This is a genomic window from Frankia sp. R82 (genome assembly GCF_023716925.1).
Taxonomy (GTDB): domain Bacteria; phylum Actinomycetota; class Actinomycetes; order Frankiales; family Frankiaceae; genus Frankia.
Genome location: NZ_JAMQQG010000019.1, coordinates 57,654 through 78,308 on the forward strand (window position 1 = coordinate 57,654; position 20,655 = coordinate 78,308).

The window sequence follows — 20,655 nt, forward strand, 5'->3', positions numbered from 1 at the left end:
CGGTCCGACCGAGGCGCTGTGCCGCAGCAGAACCGCCAATCGCGTTGTTCGTTACCTCGGGTGACCTGCTGGAGGCAGCAGGACAGGCTGGTTGCGGCGAACGGTTGCGGGTGTCACCGATGCAAGTTGGTATCAGGACGCCGGACGGCTCAGAGCTCCAGCGCGATCTTGACGCAGGTATGTGACACCCGGGAGTGCCCCTGATCGAGATCCCGCAGCCTAGAAGGCGACAGCCTGCTTGCCTACTGAACCTCCGGCAAACTCGAAGATGGTGAGGACGTCGCCAGCGCGGTATGCCGCGAAGCCCGCGAGGAGATCGGCCTCGACCTGACCCCGGCGTCGCTCACCCTCGCATCCACCGTCCACTACCGGAACGAACACGGGGACGCGAGACTGGGCCTGTTCTTCCGCCCAGATCACTGGCAAGGCGAACCGGTCAACGCCGAACCGCACAAATGCGCCCACATAGCCTGGTACCCCCTGGGAGCGCTGCCCGACAACACCTACCCCTACACGCGGATCGGTGTCGAGCTGCATCGGAAGCGGCAGAACTTCGCCGCCACCGGGTGGACACCTGCCGACACCAGTAGGTGACGTCGCGCGGCGCGGACGGCCGCGTAGGTGGGCAGCAGGCGGACCTGGTGAACCGGGCGCCAACCTGCTCCATCGGCTGCCCAGGTGTTCGCCACGGTGGTCAAGAACGTCCGACCGTTCGACGCGAAGTCGACGCCGCGGCCGAAGTTCTGGGCGCTGTAGGCCCCGTCTGCGCAGGTGACGGCCCTGCCAGGTGGGGAACTACTTGTTCGCGTTGCAGGGAATGACCAACCTGGTTGATGTCGCGGACAGTGACAGGTGCTACACGCACACCGTCGAGGCCGGTCCCATCCGGGGCCATCCGTACGGCGGTGGAGCACCGTCCGTCCGGAAGGCATCGCCGTGGAGCATCCCCCTGAGCCCTTCGCCCGCCTGGTCACCGCTGTGCGCCTCGCCGGCGCCCGTCCGACTGCGGGCCCACCCGATCACAGTGAGCTGCTGCTCGATCCACGCGCGCTTCGCAGCTGGGTGGAGCGGCATTGCGCCGGTGAAGTGAGGCGGGTGCGGGTCGCGGGAGCGCTCGATCGCCGTCTGCTCTTCGTCGAGCGCAGTGCGGGCCGGTGGGTGGTGGCAGACCTGTCCGGCCGGCCGCACCGCACACGGATCTGGCCAGCTTGGGCACGGGACACGGTGATGCTGGACAAGCCGGCGTCCTGGCTGTCGCTCGCCGACGTGGACGAGCCGGGCGTGGAGCGGCTTTCGCGGCCGGGCGTGCTGCTGGCAGCGCTATATCACCCGGAGACGTTCCCGCTGCCGCGGTTTCCGCTGGGGATCAGCACGGTGGCGCGCGCGGCCCGCGAGACGCTGCTGGGCACGGTGTCGCTGGCTGACATGCAGCTCGGGCTCAGCCTCGACGGGCTGGCCGCCCGCATCGAGGCTGACCGGCCGGACGTACTCGGGGTGTCGGCGACGTTCGGCCAGTACGACCTGCTGGTCCAGCTGCTGGAATCGGTCTACGCCCAGAATGATCCGCCGCTGGTCGTCGTCGGCGGCAGCCTGACCGCGCGGGTCGAGCGGATCCTGCTGGACCGGTTTCCCCAGCTGCTGGTCGCCAGAGCGGGAGGGGAGTCCACGATCAGCGCGCTGCTGGCGCACTGGCACGGCGACCGCACCCTCGACGAGGTTCCCGGCCTGGGATATGTGGGAGCACCCCGCGGGGGTGGGCTGGCGGTCGGGCGACGGCGGACCGCCAAGACCGTCACCAACGACGTGACGGCCGACGTCGTTCCCGAACTTGATCTGCTGCCGGCAACGCTGGACCGTCACGGTGTCGCGCAGCTGGAGACCAGCCGCGGCTGTACCAGCTACTGCTCGTTCTGCCCGCGTGATCACAAGGGCAGCTGGGCGGGGGCCGGTACGGGCCGGCTGCCGTGGCTACTCGGAGAGCTTGCGGCGGTCTACGACCGCTACCCGCAGGTGTCACGGACGCTGTACCTGGTCGACGAAGAGTTCGTCGGCCGTGACGCGGACGCCACAGACAGGGTGTTGGGACTGGCCGGCCTGTTACACGAGGCGAAATTCGGCTGGGAGTCCAGCTGCCGGGTCGATCAGATCGTCGATCCCGACCGGGACCAGGGCTGGCACGTCGAGCGGGCCGAAATGTGGCGGACGCTGGTCGCCCGGGGCCTGCGGCGGATGCTGTTCGGCGTCGAGTCCGGCGTCGACAGCATCCTGGACCGGTTCGCGAAGAACACCACCGGCGAGCAGAATCTCCTTGCAGTCCGAACCCTGTCCGCGTTGGGCGTGCCGACTCGGTTCACCTACATCACCTTCGACCCGCTGATGACCCTGGACGAGCTGAAGGCCACCCATGCGTTCCAGGGCCGCACCGACCTGCTCCTGGCCCCGCAACCCGATCTATCACCTGCCGAGGTCGTGCGCGGGGTCCACGACGCGCAGTTCGTCACGGCGACGGGCACCGGCCAGCCGTTCTACCGGGGGATCTCCTACCTGCTGGTCAGCATGGAATGCCTGATCGGTGCCGCCTACACCCGCCGGGTGCAGCAGGCAGGCCTTGCCGGGACGGTGACGCCATCGATGGGCCGGGTGGAAGCCCGCTACGCCGACTGGCGGATCGGGGTCGCTGCCGGCTGGGCGCAGCGCTGGATCGACCGCCACTTCGCCCTCGACTACACGTTCAAATCGTTGGAGAAGATTCTTGACGGCGACCCACGCCGCCAGGTCCGCGAAGCCCGCGGCGTGCTCAAAGACGCCAGCTACGCCGTGCTCGGCGACCTGATTGCCGAGATCGGCACCCACCCGCTGCACCATGATCCGGCGAACGAGGCGGTCCTGGATGCGCGGATCTGGCAGCGGGCCGAGAACCGTCTCACTCTGCTCCGGGGCGTTCTTACCGCCGCGGTGCATGACCTGCTGCCGGATCTCGGCCAAGAGCACGCCGCACTGCTCGTCACCGAACACCGGCGATGGTCTACGGCCAGCGGCTGGACATTGATCAACGCGGCGGACTCCTGTGCCAGCTGACCCGCAGGGACCCGCCAGGGGTTCAGCTGCCGGTCTTCTCCGGGATCGGCACCCAGTGGAACTCCGGGCAGAACCGGGCGTAGGTGACCAGCTTCCACGCCGCATAGTCATCAAGCCGGCCGGACCGGCGCAGCAGGTGCTTGACCCAGGTATGGCAGACCCGTTCGTCGTGGCTCATCGCGGTGTCGATCTGGTCGAGCATCCGGCAGGCGACCGCGAAGTCGTCGACCGTCAGTGCGCTCAGGTCGATCTCTACCTCGTCCACGGTGAACGCGAACACCAGCCGGGTGGAGGAGAAGCTGGTGTAACGCTCGCCGAGGAACCGCGCCTGGCCTTCAAGGGCGGCCATCAGCTCACCGCGGCGCTCGACCGGGTAGCCGATACCCAGGTCCAGGTCGGAGGTTTCCAGGTTCAGCCCGGTCCCGAACGAGCCGACATCGCGCGGCTGATGCCCGGTCCAGTTCTCGATGAGCTCCGATGCCTTCGCGCGTACCGCGTGCAGTCGTGCATCGTGGGCACGCATCGACACGTAGAACGCCTCGGCGCGCGCGAACTCGGCGTCGGGGACATCGCTACGGTCGGCCCACCCTTTCGCCCTGATCGCGTCCAGGTCCAGCACAGTGACAGGGTCCGGAGTCGTCATGCCGGTGACCCTAACGTCACAGCCAGCAGCACCCGCACACAGGCCGATCCCAAAGACAGCCGGCAGACCACGAAGGGAACGAGATGACGGCACCGAGTCTTCTGGGCGCCCGGCGGCTGGCCGGCGGGCTGACCGTCCATCCGATCGGTGTCGGCTGCTGGGCCATCGGCGGCCCGGCCCACAACCTGAGCCTGCCGATGGGCTGGTCCACCGCCGACGACACCGCCTCCCGCGAAGGGCTGGAAACCGCCTACACGCTGGGCGCGAATTTGTTCGACACCGCCGACGTCTACGGCCACGGCCACTCCGAACGCCTCCTCGGCCGCCTCGTCACCCAGGTCGACCGGAACAGCCTCGTGCTCTCCTCCAAGGTCGGCTACTTCACCGGCACCGTCGACCACGCCTACCTACCCTCGGCGATACGCCGCCAGCTGGAGACCAGCCTGACGAACCTATGCACCGACCGGCTCGACATCTACTTCTTCCACCACAACGAGTTCGGACCCGACGACCGCTACCTCGACGACGCGATCGCCCAGATGCGCGACTTCCAACGCCAGGGCCTCATCCGCTGCGTCGGCATGCGCGGCCCCCACCGCTACGCCCCCCACCGGCACACCCAGCCCCACGCCGACCGGCCGGACAAGCACACCCGATTCCAGACCCTGTTCCACCGCATCCGCCCCGACTACCTCGCCCTGCGCCACAACCCGCTGACCCCACCCCCACCGGCAGGTCAGCCGGACATCTTCGCCCTCGCCGCCGACCACCACACCAGCATTCTGATCAACAAACCGCTCGGACAGGGATTGCTCACCGGCAAATACGACCCGCGCCGACCACCCCACTTCGCCGACGGGGATCACCGGCGGCGCAAACGCTGGTACACCCCCGACGCGCTCGCACTCGTCGAGCGCCACCTCACGCCACTGCGCGAACGGTTCGGCATGTCGACCCGCGACCTGGTCCGGGTAGCCCTGGCCTACAGCCTCCAGCGCAGCGACAACGCGGCCGTCCTCGTCGGCTTCACCACCCCCGAGCAGATCCGGGAGAACCTCACCGCCGTCGACGCGCCGCTGTCCACCGGCGACCTAAGCGTCGTCCGCGCCGCCCTCGGCCAGCTCCAGCAGGACCTCGACGCCGCCGGCCAGGTCTTCCTCGACGAAACAGCCCCACCCGTATGAACCGGCAGCAGTCCCTATTCCCGGACCCGCCCACACCGGCCGCTGCCACCTCCACAGCCGAGCTGCGGCTGGTCACGTTCAACGCCCAGCACGCCGGACCCGACCGGGCCCGCCGGCAGGCCGCTTGGCTCAGCCAGCAACCCGACGCCGATGTTGTGGTGCTCACCGAGGTCGGCCACGGGCCCGGCGGCCACGCGCTGCTCGACGCCCTCACCCAGCACGGCTACCCCCACCTCCACACCTCGACACCGGACGGGCCCGACTACCGCACGGTCATCGCCTCCCGCCAGGCGCCCCTCGAACCCGTGCCCACGGGCATCGACGTCCTAGCCCACCGCGCACCTGCCGTCGACCTCCAGATCGGTGCCCAGCGACTGCGCCTGATCGGCCTCTACGTCCCGTCCCGCGGGCCAGCTGAACGCCGCAACCAGAACAAACGCGCCTTCCAACACGCCGTCACCCGCGCGCTGCCTGGCATCCTCGCCGCCGCCGACGGGCCGGTCGTTGTCACCGGCGACCTCAACGTCGTCGAACCCGGCCACGTCCCGCACTACCCGGTCTTCGGAGCGTGGGAGTACGACTTCTACCGCTCGTTCACCGACGCCGGCCTCACCGACGCCTACCGGGCCCTGCACCCCGACACCCCGGGGCACAGCTGGTATGGCCGCGGCGGCAACGGCTACCGCTTCGACCACACCTTCCTCACCACCCGCCGGCTCCACCTGACCAGCTGCGACTACGTCCACACCCCCCGCCTCGACGGGCTCAGCGATCACGCCGCCCTGTCTCTCACCGCCCATCCTTCGGCCGCCGCGACCGACCCCTTCTCCTTCGACAAGGCCGCGGGAACCGGGATCTAACTGGTCTCCCCACCGTCCGTTCGACGACGGCCAGATCCGGCATCCTCTCGCAAGACTTCGCAGATCAGATCAGCGTCCGCGCAGGTCACGGCCCTACGGACCGGGGAAAGACTTCTCCGTGTCCCGGAGAATGTTTTCTGCTGCATCGCGCGGCAGACTGGAGTTGTCCGGTCGCCGGCACCCCCCGAGCTGGCGGCCGGACGTGCTGGCCCGAGCGTTCTGGACGTCCCATCGGGGGTGCGTCCGAGACAGCCGCCTAGCCCCGGCTAGGCGGCTCCCATTCTGTCCTGCCGGCGCTGCGGGAGCCCGTCCCTGTTTTCGGCGCGGGTTCAAGGGCCGTGTGAGGACCGCGGGCAGGACAGTTCCATTCAGCTATTCATCCCTCTTGGAGACAATGATGGTGCACCCGAACACGCTCGCTACCGCTGCAACCGGCGTGGCGACGGTCGACAACCTTCTCGCGTTCGAGTTCCACCACGCGGAGGAGCTCGACCTCAGCCCCGAACAGCTCCCGAAGCTCGTCTCCCTCTGCGCCGAGTACACGACAACGGTCCGACCGAAGATCAACTCAATGGCCGCGTTGAGCGCGCGGACACGGGAGATCCTCTCTCTCCCCGAGGCTCCGCAGGCGAAGGACATCGCCGACGCCAAGACGAACGCGAACAGGATCGCCGATCTCGTCCGTGAGGTCACCGGCGAGTGGATCGACCGGCATGCCGAGGCCATGGCGCTGCTCAGCGACAAGCAGCTTCGTGTCCGAGCCGAGCTGATCGAGACACGTGACCGTGCGTCCCTCGCGGCCCTGGCCGGTGTGGTCCACGAGGCCGCGGTTCCTGCCTGATCCCTGCCGTCCTGCCTACGGCGCCGGCCGGTGCTCGCACTGCCGGTGACGGCCCCGAAGGTGGGACGGCCCCGCTATGGAGGAGAGGAAAAGGAGTCCGTCGTGTCTGCGACGATGACTGACACCGTGGGACGCAGGGCCACGACGATCGACAGCCCGTGCTTGGAGGTCGCCGGCCGCGGCCGGCGGTCGTGTGGGCGGTGCTACGTCTCGCTCGAAGGCACTCACATGGATGGCTGGATGACGTTCGAGGACTGGCGAGAGATCACCGACGCGGCCGGGCTCGGCGTGCGCCGGCTCCTGCTCGTCGGTGGGGAGCCCACGTCGAACCCGGCCTTGCCCGATCTGGTCGATCATTCGCTCGCGGCCGGCGTGGAGGTGGTGCAGATCGCGACCAGCATTTGCGGCCACCCGGCCCCACACCGCCCGGCCTCCCGTGGCGCGGGTGTGCGGGCACAGACCCTGACGAACCTCGTTGAGGCGTGGAGCCGGGGGATCACGCTGCACGTGGGCCTGGTCTGTCTCGGTGCGGGTGATGACGACACGGCTCGCCGGCTCCCGGACAATCTCAGCGTCAGCCAGATCGACCGTGACCGACGCCATGGCGTCGGTCACGGTCGCGGTGTGTCCAGCGGCTGTGGGAGGCGTGGGCTACGGCGGGCCACCGTGCTGGCGGACGGTCGGGCCACACCGTGTGTGAGGGGCCGCGGTGACACCAGCGGCAACGTCCGTGACACTCCGCTCGGGGAGCTGCTGGCGGGTCAGCGGTGGTCCGACGTGGTGGCTGCGGCCCGAACCAAGACGTCCAGCGGGGGCCGTGTATGACCGCGCCGTGGCGGGGCCACGCCCGTGCGCTGGCGGACACGATCAGCCATCCGGGCTCCCGCTGGTATCCGGTGATCTCTGTGGTGCCCCGGCATCAGCTCGTCCCCCGCTGGTGGCTGCGCAGCGAAGGCGGATGGGTGCTGCGTCAGGGCCTGGTCGCCGATGCCTATAGCGACCGGACGCTGGTTACCCGCGTCGGCTCCCTGCATGCCGATCAGGCCACCAAACAGACCCGCCCCCAGGGCCGGCCGACCTCATCGGCCATTTTGCCCAGCCTCGTGCTGGCGATGTACCAGCACGCCCGTCTGAACCAGGGCCAGGACATCCTCAGCGTGGGCACCGGCTCCGGCTACGGTGCGGCACTGCTCGCCCGACGCTACGGGGCGCAGCGAGTGACCACGGTGGACACCGATCGCTACCTGGTCGCGGTCGCGGCGAAGCGCCTGGACGCACTCGACCTTCACCCGACGGTTCTCCCGGTGAGCGCGACCGGCCCGCTCCCCGGCAGCTACGACCGGATAATCTCCCTGCTCTCGGTGCCCTCAATTCCGGTGAGCTGGCTGGTCGCGCTGCGCCTGGGCGGACGGCTGGTCACCACGATCAGCGACACCCACCTAATCCTCACAGCCATGCGAAGAGCCGACGGCGTAGTCGGCCAAATCGTGTGGGGCGCGGCGGCGTTCATGTCCGCACGCAGCGGTTTCGACTACCCACCGCTACCCGCCGGGGTTGATCTGTCCGCCGATTGGCAGGGCGAGGTATCAACCGGCCGCTATCCGATCGTGAACATCAGCACAGCGTGGGAGACCGCCACGATGCTCACGCTCACCGTGCCCGGAGTACGCCGCCAGTACCGCCGCAGCCCGAACCGACGACACACCGTCCTGCTCACCCATCCGGACGGATCTTGGGCACGCGCCGAAGCCACCGGCACGGACGCACCCACCGTCCATCAGGAGGGGCCACGCCGGCTGTGGGACCTCCTCGACGACGCCCGCGACGACCTGCTAAGCCGCGGCGCGCCACCGTGGATCGGTGCCCGTGCCCGCGTCAACCCCGACGGCAGCATCCACCTCTCCCAGCAGGGATGGACCGCCACGATCCCCGCCACCGACTGACATGCGTGCCCCACGTCGCCGGTAGCGGGCACCACCGTAGGACCCCGACGCGCGGATACCGGGCACGTCGGCGAACCGGTCGTCCTGTGCACCGCGCCGTCCGTGTGCTCCTGACATCCGTCGGCGTCGGCGCTTCACCTTTTTTCGCTACCCGCCGACCCTCACCTCCGAGAAAGACCATGGACAGCGACAATCTCACAACGAGTAACCGAGACAACGATCAGATCACGCACAGCCGAGACGGGACTCTCCGCTCGCATCAGCCGGGGTCGGCTCTACAGTGGCAGAGGGCCCAACAGCGAGATCCGGTAGACCTCCGAACCGACAAACCGCACCCTGCACGGATGTACGACTATTTCCTTGGCGGGAAGGACAACTTCCCGGCCGACCAGAAAGCCGCCGAGGCCGCGATCGCCGCGTTTCCCCAGATATGGATCGCGGCCCGAGCGAACCGGGCTTTTATGACCCGGGCGGCACGCTATCTGGCGGCCGAGGCGGGTATCCGCCAGTTTTTGGATGTGGGCACGGGGTTTCCCACTTCACCGAACCTGCACGAAACCGTCCAGGGCCTCGCCCCGGACGCCCGTGTGGTCTACGCGGACAACGATCCGCTTGTCCTGACCTACGCCCGTGCGCTGCTCACCAGCAGCCCGGCAGGGCGTACCGCCTACCTGGATGCCGACCTGCGCGACGTCGAGGCGATCCTCGACGCCCCCGAGCTACGGGACACCTTGGACCTGTCCCGCCCGGTCGCGCTGTCCCTGGTCGCGGTCCTGCACTTCCTGCCCGACAGCGATGATCCGTACGGGCTGGTGCGCCGGCTGCTGGACCCGCTGCCGGCCGGCAGCTATCTACTGCTCAGCCACATCACCGCGGACGTCAACCCCGCGGTGGAGACGGCGGCGCGGGTGTACCGCCAGCAGGGCGTGCCCGTGCACACCCGCAGCCACGAGCAGATCGCCCGTTTCTTCGACGGCCTCGAACTGGTCGACCCCGGCATCGTCTCCGTCCACCGCTGGCGCCCCGGCCCGGCGACAAAGACCACGACATCGGACTCTGGCCAGGGCGACGAGGCCGCGGAGGCGGACCACGGGGACGCCGAGGTGAGCGTTTACGGCGCCGTGGCACGCAAGGCATGATCATCACCACCGGTATTGATCTTCATGTGTATTCGTGCCGTTCCAGCGGAACCGCGTTTCCCGACGAGCTGGTCACGGAGGCGGTGGCGGCGGGTCTGCATGTGATCGCCATAACCGATCACGACACGGTCGACGGTAGTGCGGAGGCGGAGGCCGCGCTGCCCGAGGGCCTGACGCTGCTGCCGGGGGTGACGGTCTCCTGCACTGTCGACCTCGGCGTGCAGCGTGTCCCGCTGTCGCTGCTGGCCTATCTGTGCAATCCGAACGACCGGATCTTGCGCGGCCTGCTGGGCGACAACCGGGATGAGCAGGATCGCCAGGTCCGCAAACTCGTGCGTGATCTACAAAACGGGGGCCACGCGCTGACCTGGGAGGACGTGGCGACCCAGGCCGGGCATCGCCGCCCTGGACTCCCTGATGTCGCCGGGGCACTGGTTGCCGCAGACATGGTGAGTGATCTTGCCGAGGCGTTCAGTGCCGCGTGGCTGGGTGGCCAGTACCCGCTGCGGCGCCGGCGGCTCCCCTCCGCCCGCCACGCCCTGAGTGCGATCCGGGGGGCGGGTGGGGTGCCTGTGCTTGCGTATGCCCGCTGGCCCGGCCGGCTGACTCTCACCGCCGACGACATCGCGGCCCTGCACGACGACGGTCTGGCCGGCCTTGAGGTCGACCACCCCACACATCGCCAGGACGATCGTCGGGAGCTGCGGGCGATCGCCCGTCACCTCGGTCTGATCGTCACCGGGGGTAGTGGCCATCACGGGGCCGGCGGCCCTGTGCTCGGCGCGGAGACGACCGCCCCCGAGGCCTACCAGCAGATCGTCCGGGCCGGCCACGGCACCATGCCCATTATCGGTACGGCGGTAACAACCGATGATTGACCTGCACGTCGAGTCGTCGTTGTCAGGCATGGGAGCGTTCCCGTCAGCGCTGATGGGCAGGGCCGCGCGAGCCGGCGCGACCGTGGTTGGCCTCGCCGACCGGCTCACCGTCGACGGCATCGACGTCGCCCACAGAGCGCTCCCCGCCGAACTCACCCTGATACCTGCGGTCACGGTGCCCTGCGCTGTGCTGGTCGCCGATCAGGAACGCACCATCGACCTACGCGGCTATCTGATCAACAGCGGCGACCGGCCGCTGCTGGATCTGCTTGCCGAGGCCCGCCGGCACCGGGAACAGCGGGCACAGCGGATGGTCTCCTGCCTGGCCTCGGACTATCCGACGCTCACCTGGCATCGGGTGGCCCAGCTCGCCCCCCGCCAGATACCGGGCCGGCCACACATCGCCTGCGCGCTGGTCCAGGTGGGTCTCGTCACCAGCCTGCGCGAGGCCTACAGCCCACAATGGCTCGGCGCCGAAGGAAGATATTTCGAGCCGAAACGCCAGCCACCAGTGGAGCAGGTCCTGGCGGTGATCCGCGCCGCGGGCGGAGCGCCGGTCCTGGGGCGACCCCGGCGCCGCCACCACGTCCAGCTCACCGCCAGCCAGATCGCCACCCTGCAGGCCGCCGGCCTCGTCGGCCTTGAGGTCGATCACCCATCCAACCCGCGACCTGCACGGGAGGCGTTGCGCCGCATCGCCGCCATCCTCGATCTGATCGTCACCGGGGGCAGTGGCAGTCGCGGCCACCGCGCCGACGACGCCATTCCGATCGGTGCCGAGACCACGAGCCACGCCATGTACGAGCGGCTCATCACCGCTGCAACCGGGACCCGGCCGATCGCGTCCCAGCGATGACCGGACTCGCTAGCGCAGCCGGCGTCTGGATCGTCTCCACGACCCTGCTGGCCTGCGCCGTCGCCTCTCTGCCACCCAGCAAGCTTTCGCTGGGCATGGTCGGGATCGCGCTGGGCTGCAACCTTGTCCTGGTCGCGGCGCTGCTGACCATGCCGATAGGAGGAGCCTGATGCCGCATGCTCGCTGCCAGCTACACCCCCACCCCAGTTTTCCGGAAGTGACGATCGGCTGATCGCTAGCTTGGTGGGCCGTTTACGTGCTCGCAGCTGATTCCAGGCCGGCGCCCTCGCGGTCAGCCTCGGTTGGCTTTACCTGACTTTCCAAAGATCCACAATCTTGTGGCGGCCGTGTGCACCGACCTCAGGCGGGCGGCGCACCATCCGTGCCGCGCTCGATGCCGCGGGATCTTGTATGACTGTTTCGCGGGTTCGGAGAATCGGAGAAGGCAGATGTCGAGAATAATCGGCGGTGCCAGGGTCGTCGGACTCTTCGGCGGCGTGGATGACGGGCACCCTGCTATCAGGGGGAGGCACTCCATGACCCCCGACGAACTCGATCGGCTGGTCGCATATCTAGAACGCGGGGCGGTGGTATTTGCAACTCGCAGTATTGTCGAGGACGCGCTGGACCCTGCACGTCCCGGGCACCCCGGCATTGGTTACCTGACCGACGGCCAGTGGCTATGGACCACGGAGACGCTCTACTACCTGCAGCAGCACGCCATCCCGCCCGACCCGGATTTTGTTGCCTATCTGCGCGACCGCAACTACGCGTATGTCGCACCGTCCCAGGAGCAGATCGCTGCAATCGGGCGTGCGTTGTTGGCTCCCGCGATCATGCCGGCGGCAGACGGTGCCGCCGGCGAGGATCACCGTCCCGGCAGCCGACTGCTCGCGCAGAACAGCGTGCGCCTGGTCCTGTGGCGCCACGGCGAGAGCATCGCCAATGTGGCCAGGGTGTTCCAGGGGCACGGCGACGGACCGCTGAGTCCTGCCGGCCGTGCGCAGGCGCAGAACGCCGCAGAACGACTGGTGCGGCTCCGCCCGGCCCTCATCATCACCTCGGATCTCCGCCGCGCTCGCGACACCGCCGACGCGCTGAGCACCCGTACCGGCGTACCGCTGCAGGTCGATGCCCGGCTCCGTGAAGCGGACCTGGGGGCCTGGGAGGGACGGACCCGGTCCGACATTGCCGCGCGTTTCCCTGACGAATTCGCCCGGTGGCAAGACGGCGACGACATCGCCCGCGGTGGTGGGGAACGCCCCGGCCAGGTTGCCGACCGTGCGCTCGCCGCGCTCGCTGACCACATCACCGGCCTGCCGGCCGGCTCGACAGTCGTTGTGGCCAGCCATGCGGGCACGATTCTCGCCGTCACCGGCAGGCTGCTAGGCCTTACCGTCTCCGACTGGCGTCAGCACGGCCCCGTCGACAACGCAGCATGGATCATCCTGGAACGCACCCCCACAGGCTGGGAGCGTCACATGGACCCGACCGGCCTATGAAGCTCTGAGAAGTCGGGCGTCCGCGTCGTGCACTGCCGTCCGCTGTTGATCTTCCTCTGTCGACGACCCGGGCCTGTACCCCGCCTCCCCTGCATATGGCGCACCTCTGTTTCGCCGCGGCGAGCTGCCTCGTCCCCTCCCTGCCGTCGCACCTCGGCAGAGGGACAGCGTTCCGGCATCGGGAGATGGCAGCACGGCCGCGCACCTCAGCGCGAGGCAGGGCGCCGCCCGGTCCCATGCACCGTCAGAGCACCAACGCGGCCGAAAAATTTTTCGTCTGTTGCGTAATCCTGGCGTCACAACGAGAGCTGAGTCGACCCCCAGCTTGAGACTCTCCGTATGCGGCCGGGGGGAGAAGACCGGAGTGCCACGCTGGGACAGGCAGGGTTCACACTGCCACAACCAAGCAGGTCTACCTGTGCCTGCGCGGTTACGCGGCGACAGGTAGGCCGTGCGGTGACATAAGGCCAAATTCGGCTACAGTCACCGTTTGTAGTCAATCTTGTTCGGTCCGGGTAGTATATAGATCATTCGTCCATTTTTCGCTATGACTTTTCTCGCGCTTGCGGTGACATGGGGTCACGGGGTTACAACGTAGCGGTCGGAATATGGCATGGGGTCATGGACGGGTAACAGGCCAGGTGGATCAATCGGCAGGGTGGACGGCTCGCGGCTGGATCGGGAAATCGTTGCCTGCCGCCGGTCTTTTGATCGTCTGCCGCGGCGGATGGTCACACGCCGCGCGACGATTGCCGTCCCCGGCCTCTCGTGGGACCGCGCCGCCAGCGGGATCGTCACGCGTGCCGCTGCCCGCAGGTCTGCAGGCTGCGGTGATGCGTGCCGACGGTGGTTTGGGCAACCGATCCACCAGCGGATCCGAGGTGGGCGCGGTGGAGACCGAAGTCCGTATACCTGGCCGGCGATGCATCGCCTGGCTGCGAGCGGCCAGCCTCTACATGATGATCGCCGTCGTGATGGCCCTTGCCGCCTGCGGTTCGAGTGGTGATTCGTCGCCGGCCCCGACACCGGGTGCCACGGTTACCTCTTTCTCGACACGGCCAAGCAGCCCGGCGTCAGCCACGCCGGCCTCTGTCGCGGAGGCCGCACGCCAGGATGCGGTGGCGGCGTATCTCGGCATGTGGAAGGCGGATGCACAGGCAAGCCACACCGCGGATTGGCGGGCGTCATATCTGTCGCGTTACGCCTCGGGTGAGGCGTTGCAGGTCCTGACGGGAGGACTTTACGCCGATCATGCTAACGGGCTCGTGGCGCAAGGGGAGCCAGTAAACAATCCGACGGTAACCTCGGTAAGCCCGACGAACTCGCCGACCAGCGTGATGGTGTCGGACTGTAGTGATAGTAGAAACTGGTTGCGGCACAAAGCTGACGGCTCTCCTTTCACGGACACACCGGGTGGTAGTCGCAGAATCATCGCCGAGGTGCGGAAGCATACCGATGGGCTCTGGCGTGTCACCCAGTTCGGCGTGGCAGCGGTGGGGTCATGCTAAAGCGCGGATGCCTGCTTCTACTGATCGCTGTGGCGGTGGGCATGCTCGCCGATCCCGCCTTTGCCGATGAGTACGGGTCGACAGAATGCGGCCAGCATCCTTATCCAGGCTGTCACCTTCTGGCCGGAGAGAACGGCCAGGCGCCACCGGCACCGAACCCTGGCCCTGCTTCCTCCACTGGCACGACAGGTGGTGGTGGTGGTGGGCGCGCGGCGTCTTCTGTTCCTCCTCCAGGCGACAGGTCCTTGGACGATCCGCATACTAAGACCGCCGACTGCTCGTATGTGCGTAGCGACTACCAGCCACCTGCGGACTCGCCGCAGCCGGTGATGTATCGGCCACAGGAAGACGGTGGGTTGATAGTGCGGCCAGCACGGTTCAGGTCATCGTCGCTGTCGATGCAGTCGGCGGCGCTGGCTGGGCAACAGGCCGGTTCCTGGTACATCTACCGGTGCACGTCGAACGGAGAGCAGGACGCCCTGTACCGGGCGCCGGTGTGGATTGCGGACGCGGCTCCGGAAGCCGTGGCTGCACCGGACCCAGCGGCCTTGGCAGCGCAGGCACGTGCCCAGTTGCAGCTTTCCGGGCCTCGGATCGATATGAGTCCCACACGTGACCAACTGGTCGGTCTGCCAACGTGGCTTTGGCTGGATCCGGCAGGGTGGACTCAGGTGGCGGCGACGGCGGCAGCGGGTGGGGTGTCAGTGACCGCCCTCGCCAAACCCGTGCAGGTCGTGTGGTCCTTGGGGGACGGCGGGACGACGACCTGCACCGGGCCGGGCACGCCGTTCCCGTCCGGGGGCGATCCGAAGAGCGCGTCACCGGACTGCGGTTACACCTACCGTCATCGTTCGCTGGACGCCTCGGGCGGGACGTTCGCAGTGACAGCGACGGTGCGCTGGGACGTGTCGTGGTCGGGCGCTGGCCAGGCGGGGGCGTTCGCGGGGCTGACGACGGTCTCGGCCACGGCGAGCCGGGTGATCGACGTTCCGGCGTTGACGACGGGCGGCGGCTGATGAGGACCATGACCAGTGCGGCGGGTTACGGCTGTACGGGCCGTTCATCCCGGGGAACGGGCGACAGGGTGGCGTGGTGGTGACGGCTCCGTCTACTCGTATCGGGGGAGGGGACCGCGCTGTGCGGCGTGCTGGTGGGACGCCGGCGGCGCGGCTGACCGGTGGTGCGCGGCGGCGTCGACGGTTGCCGTATCTGCTGCTGGGGGTGGTTCTGGTGGTCGGCTGCGCGGCTGCTGGTCTGCTGGCGGGTGCGCGGGTGGAGGCCCGGAAGCCGGTGCTGGTGCTGGCCCGTCCGGTGGCAGTGGGTCATGTGCTGGTGGCGGCGGACCTACGGGAGGCGCGGATTTCCGCTGACGGGGTGGATACGGTTCCCGCCGGGTCGAAGGGCAGTGTGCTGGGTCGGCCGGTTGCGTACAGCTTGCCGGCGGGCATGTTGCTTAGCCGGGCGATGGTGGGCAACGCCCAGGTTCCCCCGGCCGGGGAGGCGATCGCCGCGGTGGCGTTGAAGGCCGGCCAGTTCCCCACCGGTCTGGCGTCCGGTTCGCGGGTCAGCGTGGTGGTGGCTCCGGCTGCCAGCGCGGTGGGGACGGCGCCTGAGGATGGTGTCCGCTCGTGGTCGGCGACGGTTGTCGCGGTCGCGGCGTCGGGCAGCGATCAGACGACGGTGGTGTCGCTGACGCTTGCCGAGGACGATGCGCGTGCGCTGGCGGCGGCGCCGGCGGGGCAGATCAGCGTGGTCACGGTCAACGGAACCGGCCGGTGACCGCCCTGTGATCATTGTGGTGGGGTCGTTGAAGGGGTCGCCGGGTGCGACGACGTTGAGTCTCGCGCTGGCGGATCGCTGGCCGCTGGACGGCGGGGATCCGGTGGTGGTGGAGGCCGACCCCGCGGGTGGGGACGTGGGAGCGCGGTTCACCTTGGCACCGGGACGGGGATTGGTCTCGCTGGCTGCCGCCGGCCGCCGCGGAGAGCAGTCGCCGCGTGCGCTCGACGAGCATTTTCAGGAGCTTCCCGGCGGCCTTCAGGTGTTGTGCGCGCCAGCGGGAGCGGAGCAGGCCCGTCAGGTAGTGGGCGAACTCGGCAGCGGCGGCTGGTCGCTGTTGCGGGCCGCAGCGCAGGCGCAGGACCGGCCGCTGATCGTGGACTGTGGGCGTCTCGATCCGCTGTCGCCAGCGGGTCCGCTGCTGGGGTCCGCGGACGTGCTGCTGCTGATAATGCGGGCCCGTAACGACGAGCTGTCGCATCTGGCGGCACGGATGCCGGTGGTGCAGGGCTGGGGGCTGCCTGCCTGGTACGTGGTGGTGGTCGCCGAGCCGGGCCGGTCGCAGGGCCATCGGGTCCGCGAGATCTCCCGGGTGCTGGGCCCGCGGGTGCTGGGCCCGGTGCCCTATGACACTGACGCCGCAGGCGTGCTCGCGGGTCGTCGTCGCACCCGGGCCGGCATCGGGCGCACGAAGCTTGGCCGGACGGTCGCCGGGATCGCCGGTGCTCTGGCGACCACGGCGCCGGCGAAGGCCGCGCCACCGGCGCGACAGGCGTTGCCACCATTGCCGCCCGATCCGGTGTGGCCGGATGCGGGGCCGCCGATGTGGACGGGGGCGTGAGGTGAGCCTGCCAGCGTGGAACGACCCTGCCCGCGTGCCCGCAGTACCCGACGGTACGGGCATGCCTGGCGGTCCGTGGGAGGCGTGGACCGGCGGGCGTCCCGCCCCGGCCGATCTTCCCGGGCGCCCGTCGGGGTCGGCTGCGCAGGCGCTGCGTGACCGGCTGCGGGAGGGACTGCGGGCCGCGCTTGCCGCCCAGCTGCGCGCGGACGAGGATGCCGGCTCTGCGCCGCTGAGCGGCCTGGGGCGGGAGGAGTTCGCCCGCGCGGTGCTGGTCGATCTCGCTGAGGCACACACCACCGCGGAGCTAGCCCGGGGTGCCCTGCTGCTGTCACCCGAGGACGAGCAGCGGATCGTCGCCGAGGTCCTGGCCGAGGTCCTGGGGGTTGGCGGTCTGGAACCGCTGCTCACCGACAGCACCGTTGAGAACATCAACATCACCGGCGACCGGGTTTTTGTCCGCCGGGAGGACGGCAGCCGTTACCGGATGCCGCCGATCACCGGGTCGGATGCCGAGCTGGTCGGGCTGATTCGGGATCTGGCCGCGCACGCCGGAGTGGAAGAGCGGCGCTGGGACCGTGGCGCGCCGATGGTGAATTTCCACCTGGCGGACAAGAGCCGGGTGTTCGCGGTCATGGCGGTGACCCCGCGGCCATCGGTGAGTATCCGCCGGCACCGTTTCCGCCACGTCACCCTGGCCGCGTTGCGGGAGAACGGCACCCTCGACTACGGGTTGGAAGCGTTGCTCGGCGCGTTGGTGCGGGCGCGCAAGAACGTGGTGGTGGCCGGCGGCACCGCGATGGGGAAAACGACGATGCTGTTGGCGTTGGCCGACCAGATCCCGCAGTCCGAGCGGCTGATCACCGTGGAGGACGTGTTCGAGCTGGGCCTGGACGCAGACGAGCAGGCCCATCCCGACGTCGTCACGCTGCAGGTCCGGGAACCGAACACCGAGGGCGAGGGGGCGATCTCCGCTTCCGATCTGGTGCGTGCGGCGCTGCGGATGAGCCCGGACCGGGTGATCGTCGGCGAGGTCCGCGGGCCCGAGGTGATCCCGATGCTCAACGCTATGTCGCAGGGCAATGACGGGTCCATGACGACGATCCACAGCTCGACGAGCCGTGGCGTGTTCACGCGGTTGGCGTCCTACGCGGTACAGGGCCCCGAACGGCTGCCGGTTGAGGCAACGAACCTGCTGATCGCCTCGGCGATCCACGTGGTCGTGCATCTCGCGGAACCCCGCGGGGAACGCGGCCGGCGGGTGGTGTCGTCCGTGCGGGAGGTCGTGGACGCGGACGGCACGCAGATCGTGACCAACGAGCTGTACCGGCCGGGCCCGGACCGGCGGGGCCTGCCGGCGGCTCCGCCGACCGGGGAGCTGCTGGACGACCTGATCGATGTGGGCTTCGACCCGGACGTGCTGTCGCAGGGGTGGTGGGCATGACCGGCCTGTTCGGCCTGTTCGGCCTTGGGATAGGCACCGGCCTTTTCTTGATCTTCTACGGCTGGCGGGGCGTGGCCAACGACGACGTCCGCCCACGCTCTGTCCGGACGTTGCCCCTGCCGTGGCGGACGGATCCGCGGTTCGGCCGCTGGGCCGCCGCCTCGATCGTCGCCGGCATCGTCGCCGGGATGGTGACCGGGTGGATCGTCGGCGGGCTGCTGACCGCCTTGGCCGTCTATGGTCTGCCCCGCATGCTGGGACCGGACCGGGCGCAGGCCCGCCACGTCGCCCGCACCCAAAGCATCGCCGTGTGGGCCGAACAGCTACGGGACACCCTCGCCGCTGCGGCCGGTCTGGAACAGGCGATCCTTGCGACCGCGCCTGCCGCCCCGACCGCGATCCGCGTCGACGTCGCCGCGCTGGCCGCCCGCGTCGAACGCCGCGAGCGTCTCGCTCCGGCCCTGCGCGGCCTTGCCGACGACCTGAACGACCCGCTGGCCGACCTGGTATTGGGCGCGCTGATCCTGGCCAGCGAACATCAAGCCCGGCAGCTGTCCGCGCTGCTCGGCCAGCTCGCGGCCACAGCCCGCGCGCAGGTCGACATGCTCGGCCGCATCGAGGTCGGACGAGCCCGGACGCGCACGACGATGCGGGTCGTCGTCGTCACCTCGATGGTGTTCGCCGGCGGCCTTGTCGTGTTCGACCGTGCCTTTTTGGCCCCCTACAGCAGCGCTACCGGCCAGCTGGTCCTGCTCTGCGTAGGCGCGATCTTCATCGCCGGATTCGTCTGGCTCAAGCGGATGTCCCACATCAACACCCCGGCCCGGTTCCTGGTAGGCGACGAACCCGCAACACCGGCGCCCGCGGCGGCGGAACGGGTGAAGCCGTGACGGTGCTGCTCATGCTGCTGGCCGCCGGAGTCGGCGTGGGCCTATGGGCCCTGGCCGTGTGGCTGGTTCCGCCTCGCTCCTCGCTGGAGGAGGTGTTCGCCCGGCTCGACCCCGCCCCGGCCCGACCCGCCGCCCCGGCGGTCCTGCCGGCCGACCCGGACGGCTGGGCGGTGCGGGCAGGCCGCCCGTTCACCGGCTTGCTGCACGCCGCGGGCCTGCCGACCGCGGCCCTGCGCCACGACCTTGTGGCACTCGGTCGCTCCACCGATGCCTACCTGGCCGAGAAGGCAACGGCCGGGCTGGCAGGCCTGTTTCTCCCCTCGATGATCGGACTGGCCTTCGCAGGAGCGGGCCGGCCGTTCCCGTGGGCGCTCCCCGTCACGCTCGCGCTCCTCCTTGCGGTCCTCGGGTTTCTGCTGCCCGACCTCACCGTGAAAAGCAACGCCGACCGGCAGCGCCGGGCCTTCCGCCATGCGCTGTCCGCCTACCTGTCTCTGATCCAGGTTCTGCTCGCCGGCGGCGCAGGGGTGGAAACCGCGCTGACGGACGCGGCCGAGATCGGCACCGGCTGGCCGTTCGTCACGATCCGCCGGACACTGCGGACCGCCCGCGAAACCCGCGTAAGCCCCTGGGTGGCGCTGGGTCGTCTCGGCGCGGAGCTGCAGATCTCCGAACTCGTCGAACTCGCCGACGCGGTCGGCCTGGCCGGCACCGAGGGCGCTCGTGTCCGCCAGTCCCTCGATGCCAAGGCCGCCGCGCTGCGGTCCCGTCAGGCCCAGGACGCCGAAGCCGACGCGAACGCCGCAACCGAACGTATGAGCATCCCCGGCGTGCTGATCGCAGCCGGGTTCATCCTGTTCATTTTCTATCCGTCCCTGACCCAGATAACCCACTCCCTTTAACTTCATTATCGCGGAGGGACCGTCATGTTCACCTTTCTTCATGCCTGGTGGGCTCGCTATGTCATCTGGGTAACGAGACCTCCCGCAGACGCAGCACGGGACCGGGGTGACACCACGCAGAACGTCCTCTGGATCGCGTTCTTCGCCGCGCTCACCCTCACCGTGATCGGCATTTTCGGCCCGAAAATTTTGGACGCGGCCAAAAGTGTCTCGTTCAAATAGTCATCTCGACGATGTCGCCCCCCGCCCTCCCAGCCTGTAGCCGAGCGCGGCTGCGAGCTGCCTCCGACCGCCCTGAAGCCGCGGGGCGGGCCGCTGCAGTGGGCGAAGTGTGCCCGCACCCGCGTCTTCCGTGCGGGCACGCTCG

20 protein-coding genes and 1 pseudogene are annotated in these 20,655 nt (G+C 69.1%); 20 read left to right on the forward strand and 1 reads right to left on the reverse strand.

Annotation, left to right across the window (positions count from 1 at the left end):
* Positions 1-267 precede the first annotated feature (267 nt).
* Together ND747_RS05515 and ND747_RS05520 are read left to right on the forward strand one after the other, a co-directional pair.
* Positions 268-594 (forward strand): annotated as a pseudogene (locus tag ND747_RS05515) (NUDIX domain-containing protein); the annotation flags it as partial.
* A 633-nt stretch (positions 595-1,227) separates the two neighbouring features.
* On the forward strand, positions 1,228-3,078 hold the full coding sequence (locus ND747_RS05520) for a radical SAM protein (RefSeq protein ID WP_285900053.1): 1,851 nt from the start codon (positions 1,228-1,230) through the stop codon (positions 3,076-3,078).
* A gap of 22 nt (positions 3,079-3,100) precedes the next feature.
* On the opposite strand, the gene ND747_RS05525 is transcribed toward ND747_RS05520, so the two are convergent.
* The gene (locus ND747_RS05525; RefSeq protein ID WP_251732365.1) at positions 3,101-3,721 is read right to left on the reverse strand and encodes a hypothetical protein; all 621 of its coding nucleotides are present in this window, start codon (positions 3,719-3,721) and stop codon (positions 3,101-3,103) included.
* An 83-nt stretch (positions 3,722-3,804) separates the two neighbouring features.
* On the opposite strand from ND747_RS05525, the gene ND747_RS05530 reads away from it, so the two are divergent.
* The 18 genes from ND747_RS05530 to ND747_RS05615 all read left to right on the forward strand — a co-directional run bounded on the left by ND747_RS05530 (position 3,805) and on the right by ND747_RS05615 (position 20,510).
* Positions 3,805-4,905, forward strand: coding sequence for an aldo/keto reductase (locus ND747_RS05530; protein ID WP_251732366.1), 1,101 nt, complete (start codon positions 3,805-3,807; stop codon positions 4,903-4,905).
* Positions 4,902-5,765 carry an endonuclease/exonuclease/phosphatase family protein gene (locus ND747_RS05535; protein ID WP_251732367.1) on the forward strand — a complete coding sequence of 288 codons (864 nt, stop codon included), beginning with the start codon at positions 4,902-4,904 and terminating at the stop codon, positions 5,763-5,765. Before ND747_RS05530 ends, ND747_RS05535 begins: the two co-directional genes overlap by 4 nt.
* A 397-nt stretch (positions 5,766-6,162) precedes the next feature.
* The gene (locus tag ND747_RS05540; RefSeq protein ID WP_251732368.1) at positions 6,163-6,606 is read left to right on the forward strand and encodes a hypothetical protein; all 444 of its coding nucleotides are present in this window, start codon (positions 6,163-6,165) and stop codon (positions 6,604-6,606) included.
* 240 nt (positions 6,607-6,846) lie between these two features.
* Positions 6,847-7,431, forward strand: coding sequence for a hypothetical protein (locus ND747_RS05545; RefSeq protein WP_251732369.1), 585 nt, complete (start codon positions 6,847-6,849; stop codon positions 7,429-7,431).
* Positions 7,428-8,549: a methyltransferase domain-containing protein gene (locus ND747_RS05550; RefSeq protein WP_251732370.1), complete on the forward strand. Its 1,122-nt coding sequence runs from the start codon at positions 7,428-7,430 to the stop codon at positions 8,547-8,549. Before ND747_RS05545 ends, ND747_RS05550 begins: the two co-directional genes overlap by 4 nt.
* A gap of 344 nt (positions 8,550-8,893) precedes the next feature.
* On the forward strand, positions 8,894-9,688 hold the full coding sequence (locus ND747_RS05555) for an SAM-dependent methyltransferase (protein WP_374216150.1): 795 nt from the start codon (positions 8,894-8,896) through the stop codon (positions 9,686-9,688).
* The gene (locus tag ND747_RS05560; RefSeq protein WP_251732371.1) at positions 9,685-10,566 is read left to right on the forward strand and encodes a PHP domain-containing protein; all 882 of its coding nucleotides are present in this window, start codon (positions 9,685-9,687) and stop codon (positions 10,564-10,566) included. The genes ND747_RS05555 and ND747_RS05560 overlap by 4 nt, the downstream gene beginning before the upstream one ends.
* Positions 10,559-11,422 carry a PHP domain-containing protein gene (locus tag ND747_RS05565; protein WP_251732372.1) on the forward strand — a complete coding sequence of 288 codons (864 nt, stop codon included), beginning with the start codon at positions 10,559-10,561 and terminating at the stop codon, positions 11,420-11,422. Before ND747_RS05560 ends, ND747_RS05565 begins: the two co-directional genes overlap by 8 nt.
* Entirely contained in the window at positions 11,419-11,592 is a 174-nt protein-coding gene (locus ND747_RS05570; protein WP_251732373.1) for a hypothetical protein, read from the forward strand. The genes ND747_RS05565 and ND747_RS05570 overlap by 4 nt, the downstream gene beginning before the upstream one ends.
* Before the next feature lie 366 nt (positions 11,593-11,958).
* The gene (locus tag ND747_RS05575; protein ID WP_251732374.1) at positions 11,959-12,924 is read left to right on the forward strand and encodes a histidine phosphatase family protein; all 966 of its coding nucleotides are present in this window, start codon (positions 11,959-11,961) and stop codon (positions 12,922-12,924) included.
* 800 nt (positions 12,925-13,724) lie between these two features.
* A complete protein-coding gene (locus ND747_RS05580) occupies positions 13,725-14,432 on the forward strand; it encodes a hypothetical protein (RefSeq protein ID WP_251732375.1) in 708 nt (235 codons plus the stop codon).
* 671 nt (positions 14,433-15,103) lie between these two features.
* Entirely contained in the window at positions 15,104-15,448 is a 345-nt protein-coding gene (locus ND747_RS05585) for a hypothetical protein (protein ID WP_251732376.1), read from the forward strand.
* A gap of 121 nt (positions 15,449-15,569) precedes the next feature.
* On the forward strand, positions 15,570-16,211 hold the full coding sequence (locus ND747_RS05590) for an SAF domain-containing protein (protein WP_251732377.1): 642 nt from the start codon (positions 15,570-15,572) through the stop codon (positions 16,209-16,211).
* A 19-nt stretch (positions 16,212-16,230) separates the two neighbouring features.
* On the forward strand, positions 16,231-17,052 hold the full coding sequence (locus ND747_RS05595) for a hypothetical protein (protein ID WP_251732424.1): 822 nt from the start codon (positions 16,231-16,233) through the stop codon (positions 17,050-17,052).
* 61 nt (positions 17,053-17,113) lie between these two features.
* Positions 17,114-18,496, forward strand: coding sequence for a CpaF family protein (locus ND747_RS05600; RefSeq protein WP_251732378.1), 1,383 nt, complete (start codon positions 17,114-17,116; stop codon positions 18,494-18,496).
* A complete protein-coding gene (locus ND747_RS05605) occupies positions 18,493-19,386 on the forward strand; it encodes a type II secretion system F family protein (protein ID WP_251732379.1) in 894 nt (297 codons plus the stop codon). Before ND747_RS05600 ends, ND747_RS05605 begins: the two co-directional genes overlap by 4 nt.
* Positions 19,383-20,288, forward strand: coding sequence for a type II secretion system F family protein (locus ND747_RS05610; protein ID WP_251732380.1), 906 nt, complete (start codon positions 19,383-19,385; stop codon positions 20,286-20,288). The genes ND747_RS05605 and ND747_RS05610 overlap by 4 nt, the downstream gene beginning before the upstream one ends.
* Before the next feature lie 24 nt (positions 20,289-20,312).
* Positions 20,313-20,510 (forward strand): hypothetical protein, encoded by a 198-nt coding sequence (locus ND747_RS05615; RefSeq protein WP_251732381.1) that lies wholly within the window; start codon positions 20,313-20,315, stop codon positions 20,508-20,510.
* Positions 20,511-20,655: the final 145 nt, after the last annotated feature.

What these genes read in the sequence shown, in the direction of transcription:
- ND747_RS05600 (WP_251732378.1), top strand. Translation starts at nt 17,114, where the DNA reads ATGCCTGGCGGTCCGTGGGAGGCGTGGACCGGCGGGCGTCCCGCCCCG.
- ND747_RS05615 (WP_251732381.1), top strand. Translation starts at nt 20,313, where the DNA reads ATGTTCACCTTTCTTCATGCCTGGTGGGCTCGCTATGTCATCTGGGTA.
- ND747_RS05565 (WP_251732372.1), top strand. Translation starts at nt 10,559, where the DNA reads ATGATTGACCTGCACGTCGAGTCGTCGTTGTCAGGCATGGGAGCGTTC.
- ND747_RS05575 (WP_251732374.1), top strand. Translation starts at nt 11,959, where the DNA reads ATGACCCCCGACGAACTCGATCGGCTGGTCGCATATCTAGAACGCGGG.
- ND747_RS05535 (WP_251732367.1), top strand. Translation starts at nt 4,902, where the DNA reads ATGAACCGGCAGCAGTCCCTATTCCCGGACCCGCCCACACCGGCCGCT.
- ND747_RS05605 (WP_251732379.1), top strand. Translation starts at nt 18,493, where the DNA reads ATGACCGGCCTGTTCGGCCTGTTCGGCCTTGGGATAGGCACCGGCCTT.
- ND747_RS05520 (WP_285900053.1), top strand. Translation starts at nt 1,228, where the DNA reads ATGCTGGACAAGCCGGCGTCCTGGCTGTCGCTCGCCGACGTGGACGAG.
- ND747_RS05550 (WP_251732370.1), top strand. Translation starts at nt 7,428, where the DNA reads ATGACCGCGCCGTGGCGGGGCCACGCCCGTGCGCTGGCGGACACGATC.
- ND747_RS05570 (WP_251732373.1), top strand. Translation starts at nt 11,419, where the DNA reads ATGACCGGACTCGCTAGCGCAGCCGGCGTCTGGATCGTCTCCACGACC.
- ND747_RS05540 (WP_251732368.1), top strand. Translation starts at nt 6,163, where the DNA reads ATGGTGCACCCGAACACGCTCGCTACCGCTGCAACCGGCGTGGCGACG.
- ND747_RS05555 (WP_374216150.1), top strand. Translation starts at nt 8,894, where the DNA reads ATGTACGACTATTTCCTTGGCGGGAAGGACAACTTCCCGGCCGACCAG.
- ND747_RS05530 (WP_251732366.1), top strand. Translation starts at nt 3,805, where the DNA reads ATGACGGCACCGAGTCTTCTGGGCGCCCGGCGGCTGGCCGGCGGGCTG.
- ND747_RS05545 (WP_251732369.1), top strand. Translation starts at nt 6,847, where the DNA reads ATGACGTTCGAGGACTGGCGAGAGATCACCGACGCGGCCGGGCTCGGC.
- ND747_RS05560 (WP_251732371.1), top strand. Translation starts at nt 9,685, where the DNA reads ATGATCATCACCACCGGTATTGATCTTCATGTGTATTCGTGCCGTTCC.
- ND747_RS05525 (WP_251732365.1), bottom strand. Translation starts at nt 3,721, where the DNA reads ATGACGACTCCGGACCCTGTCACTGTGCTGGACCTGGACGCGATCAGG.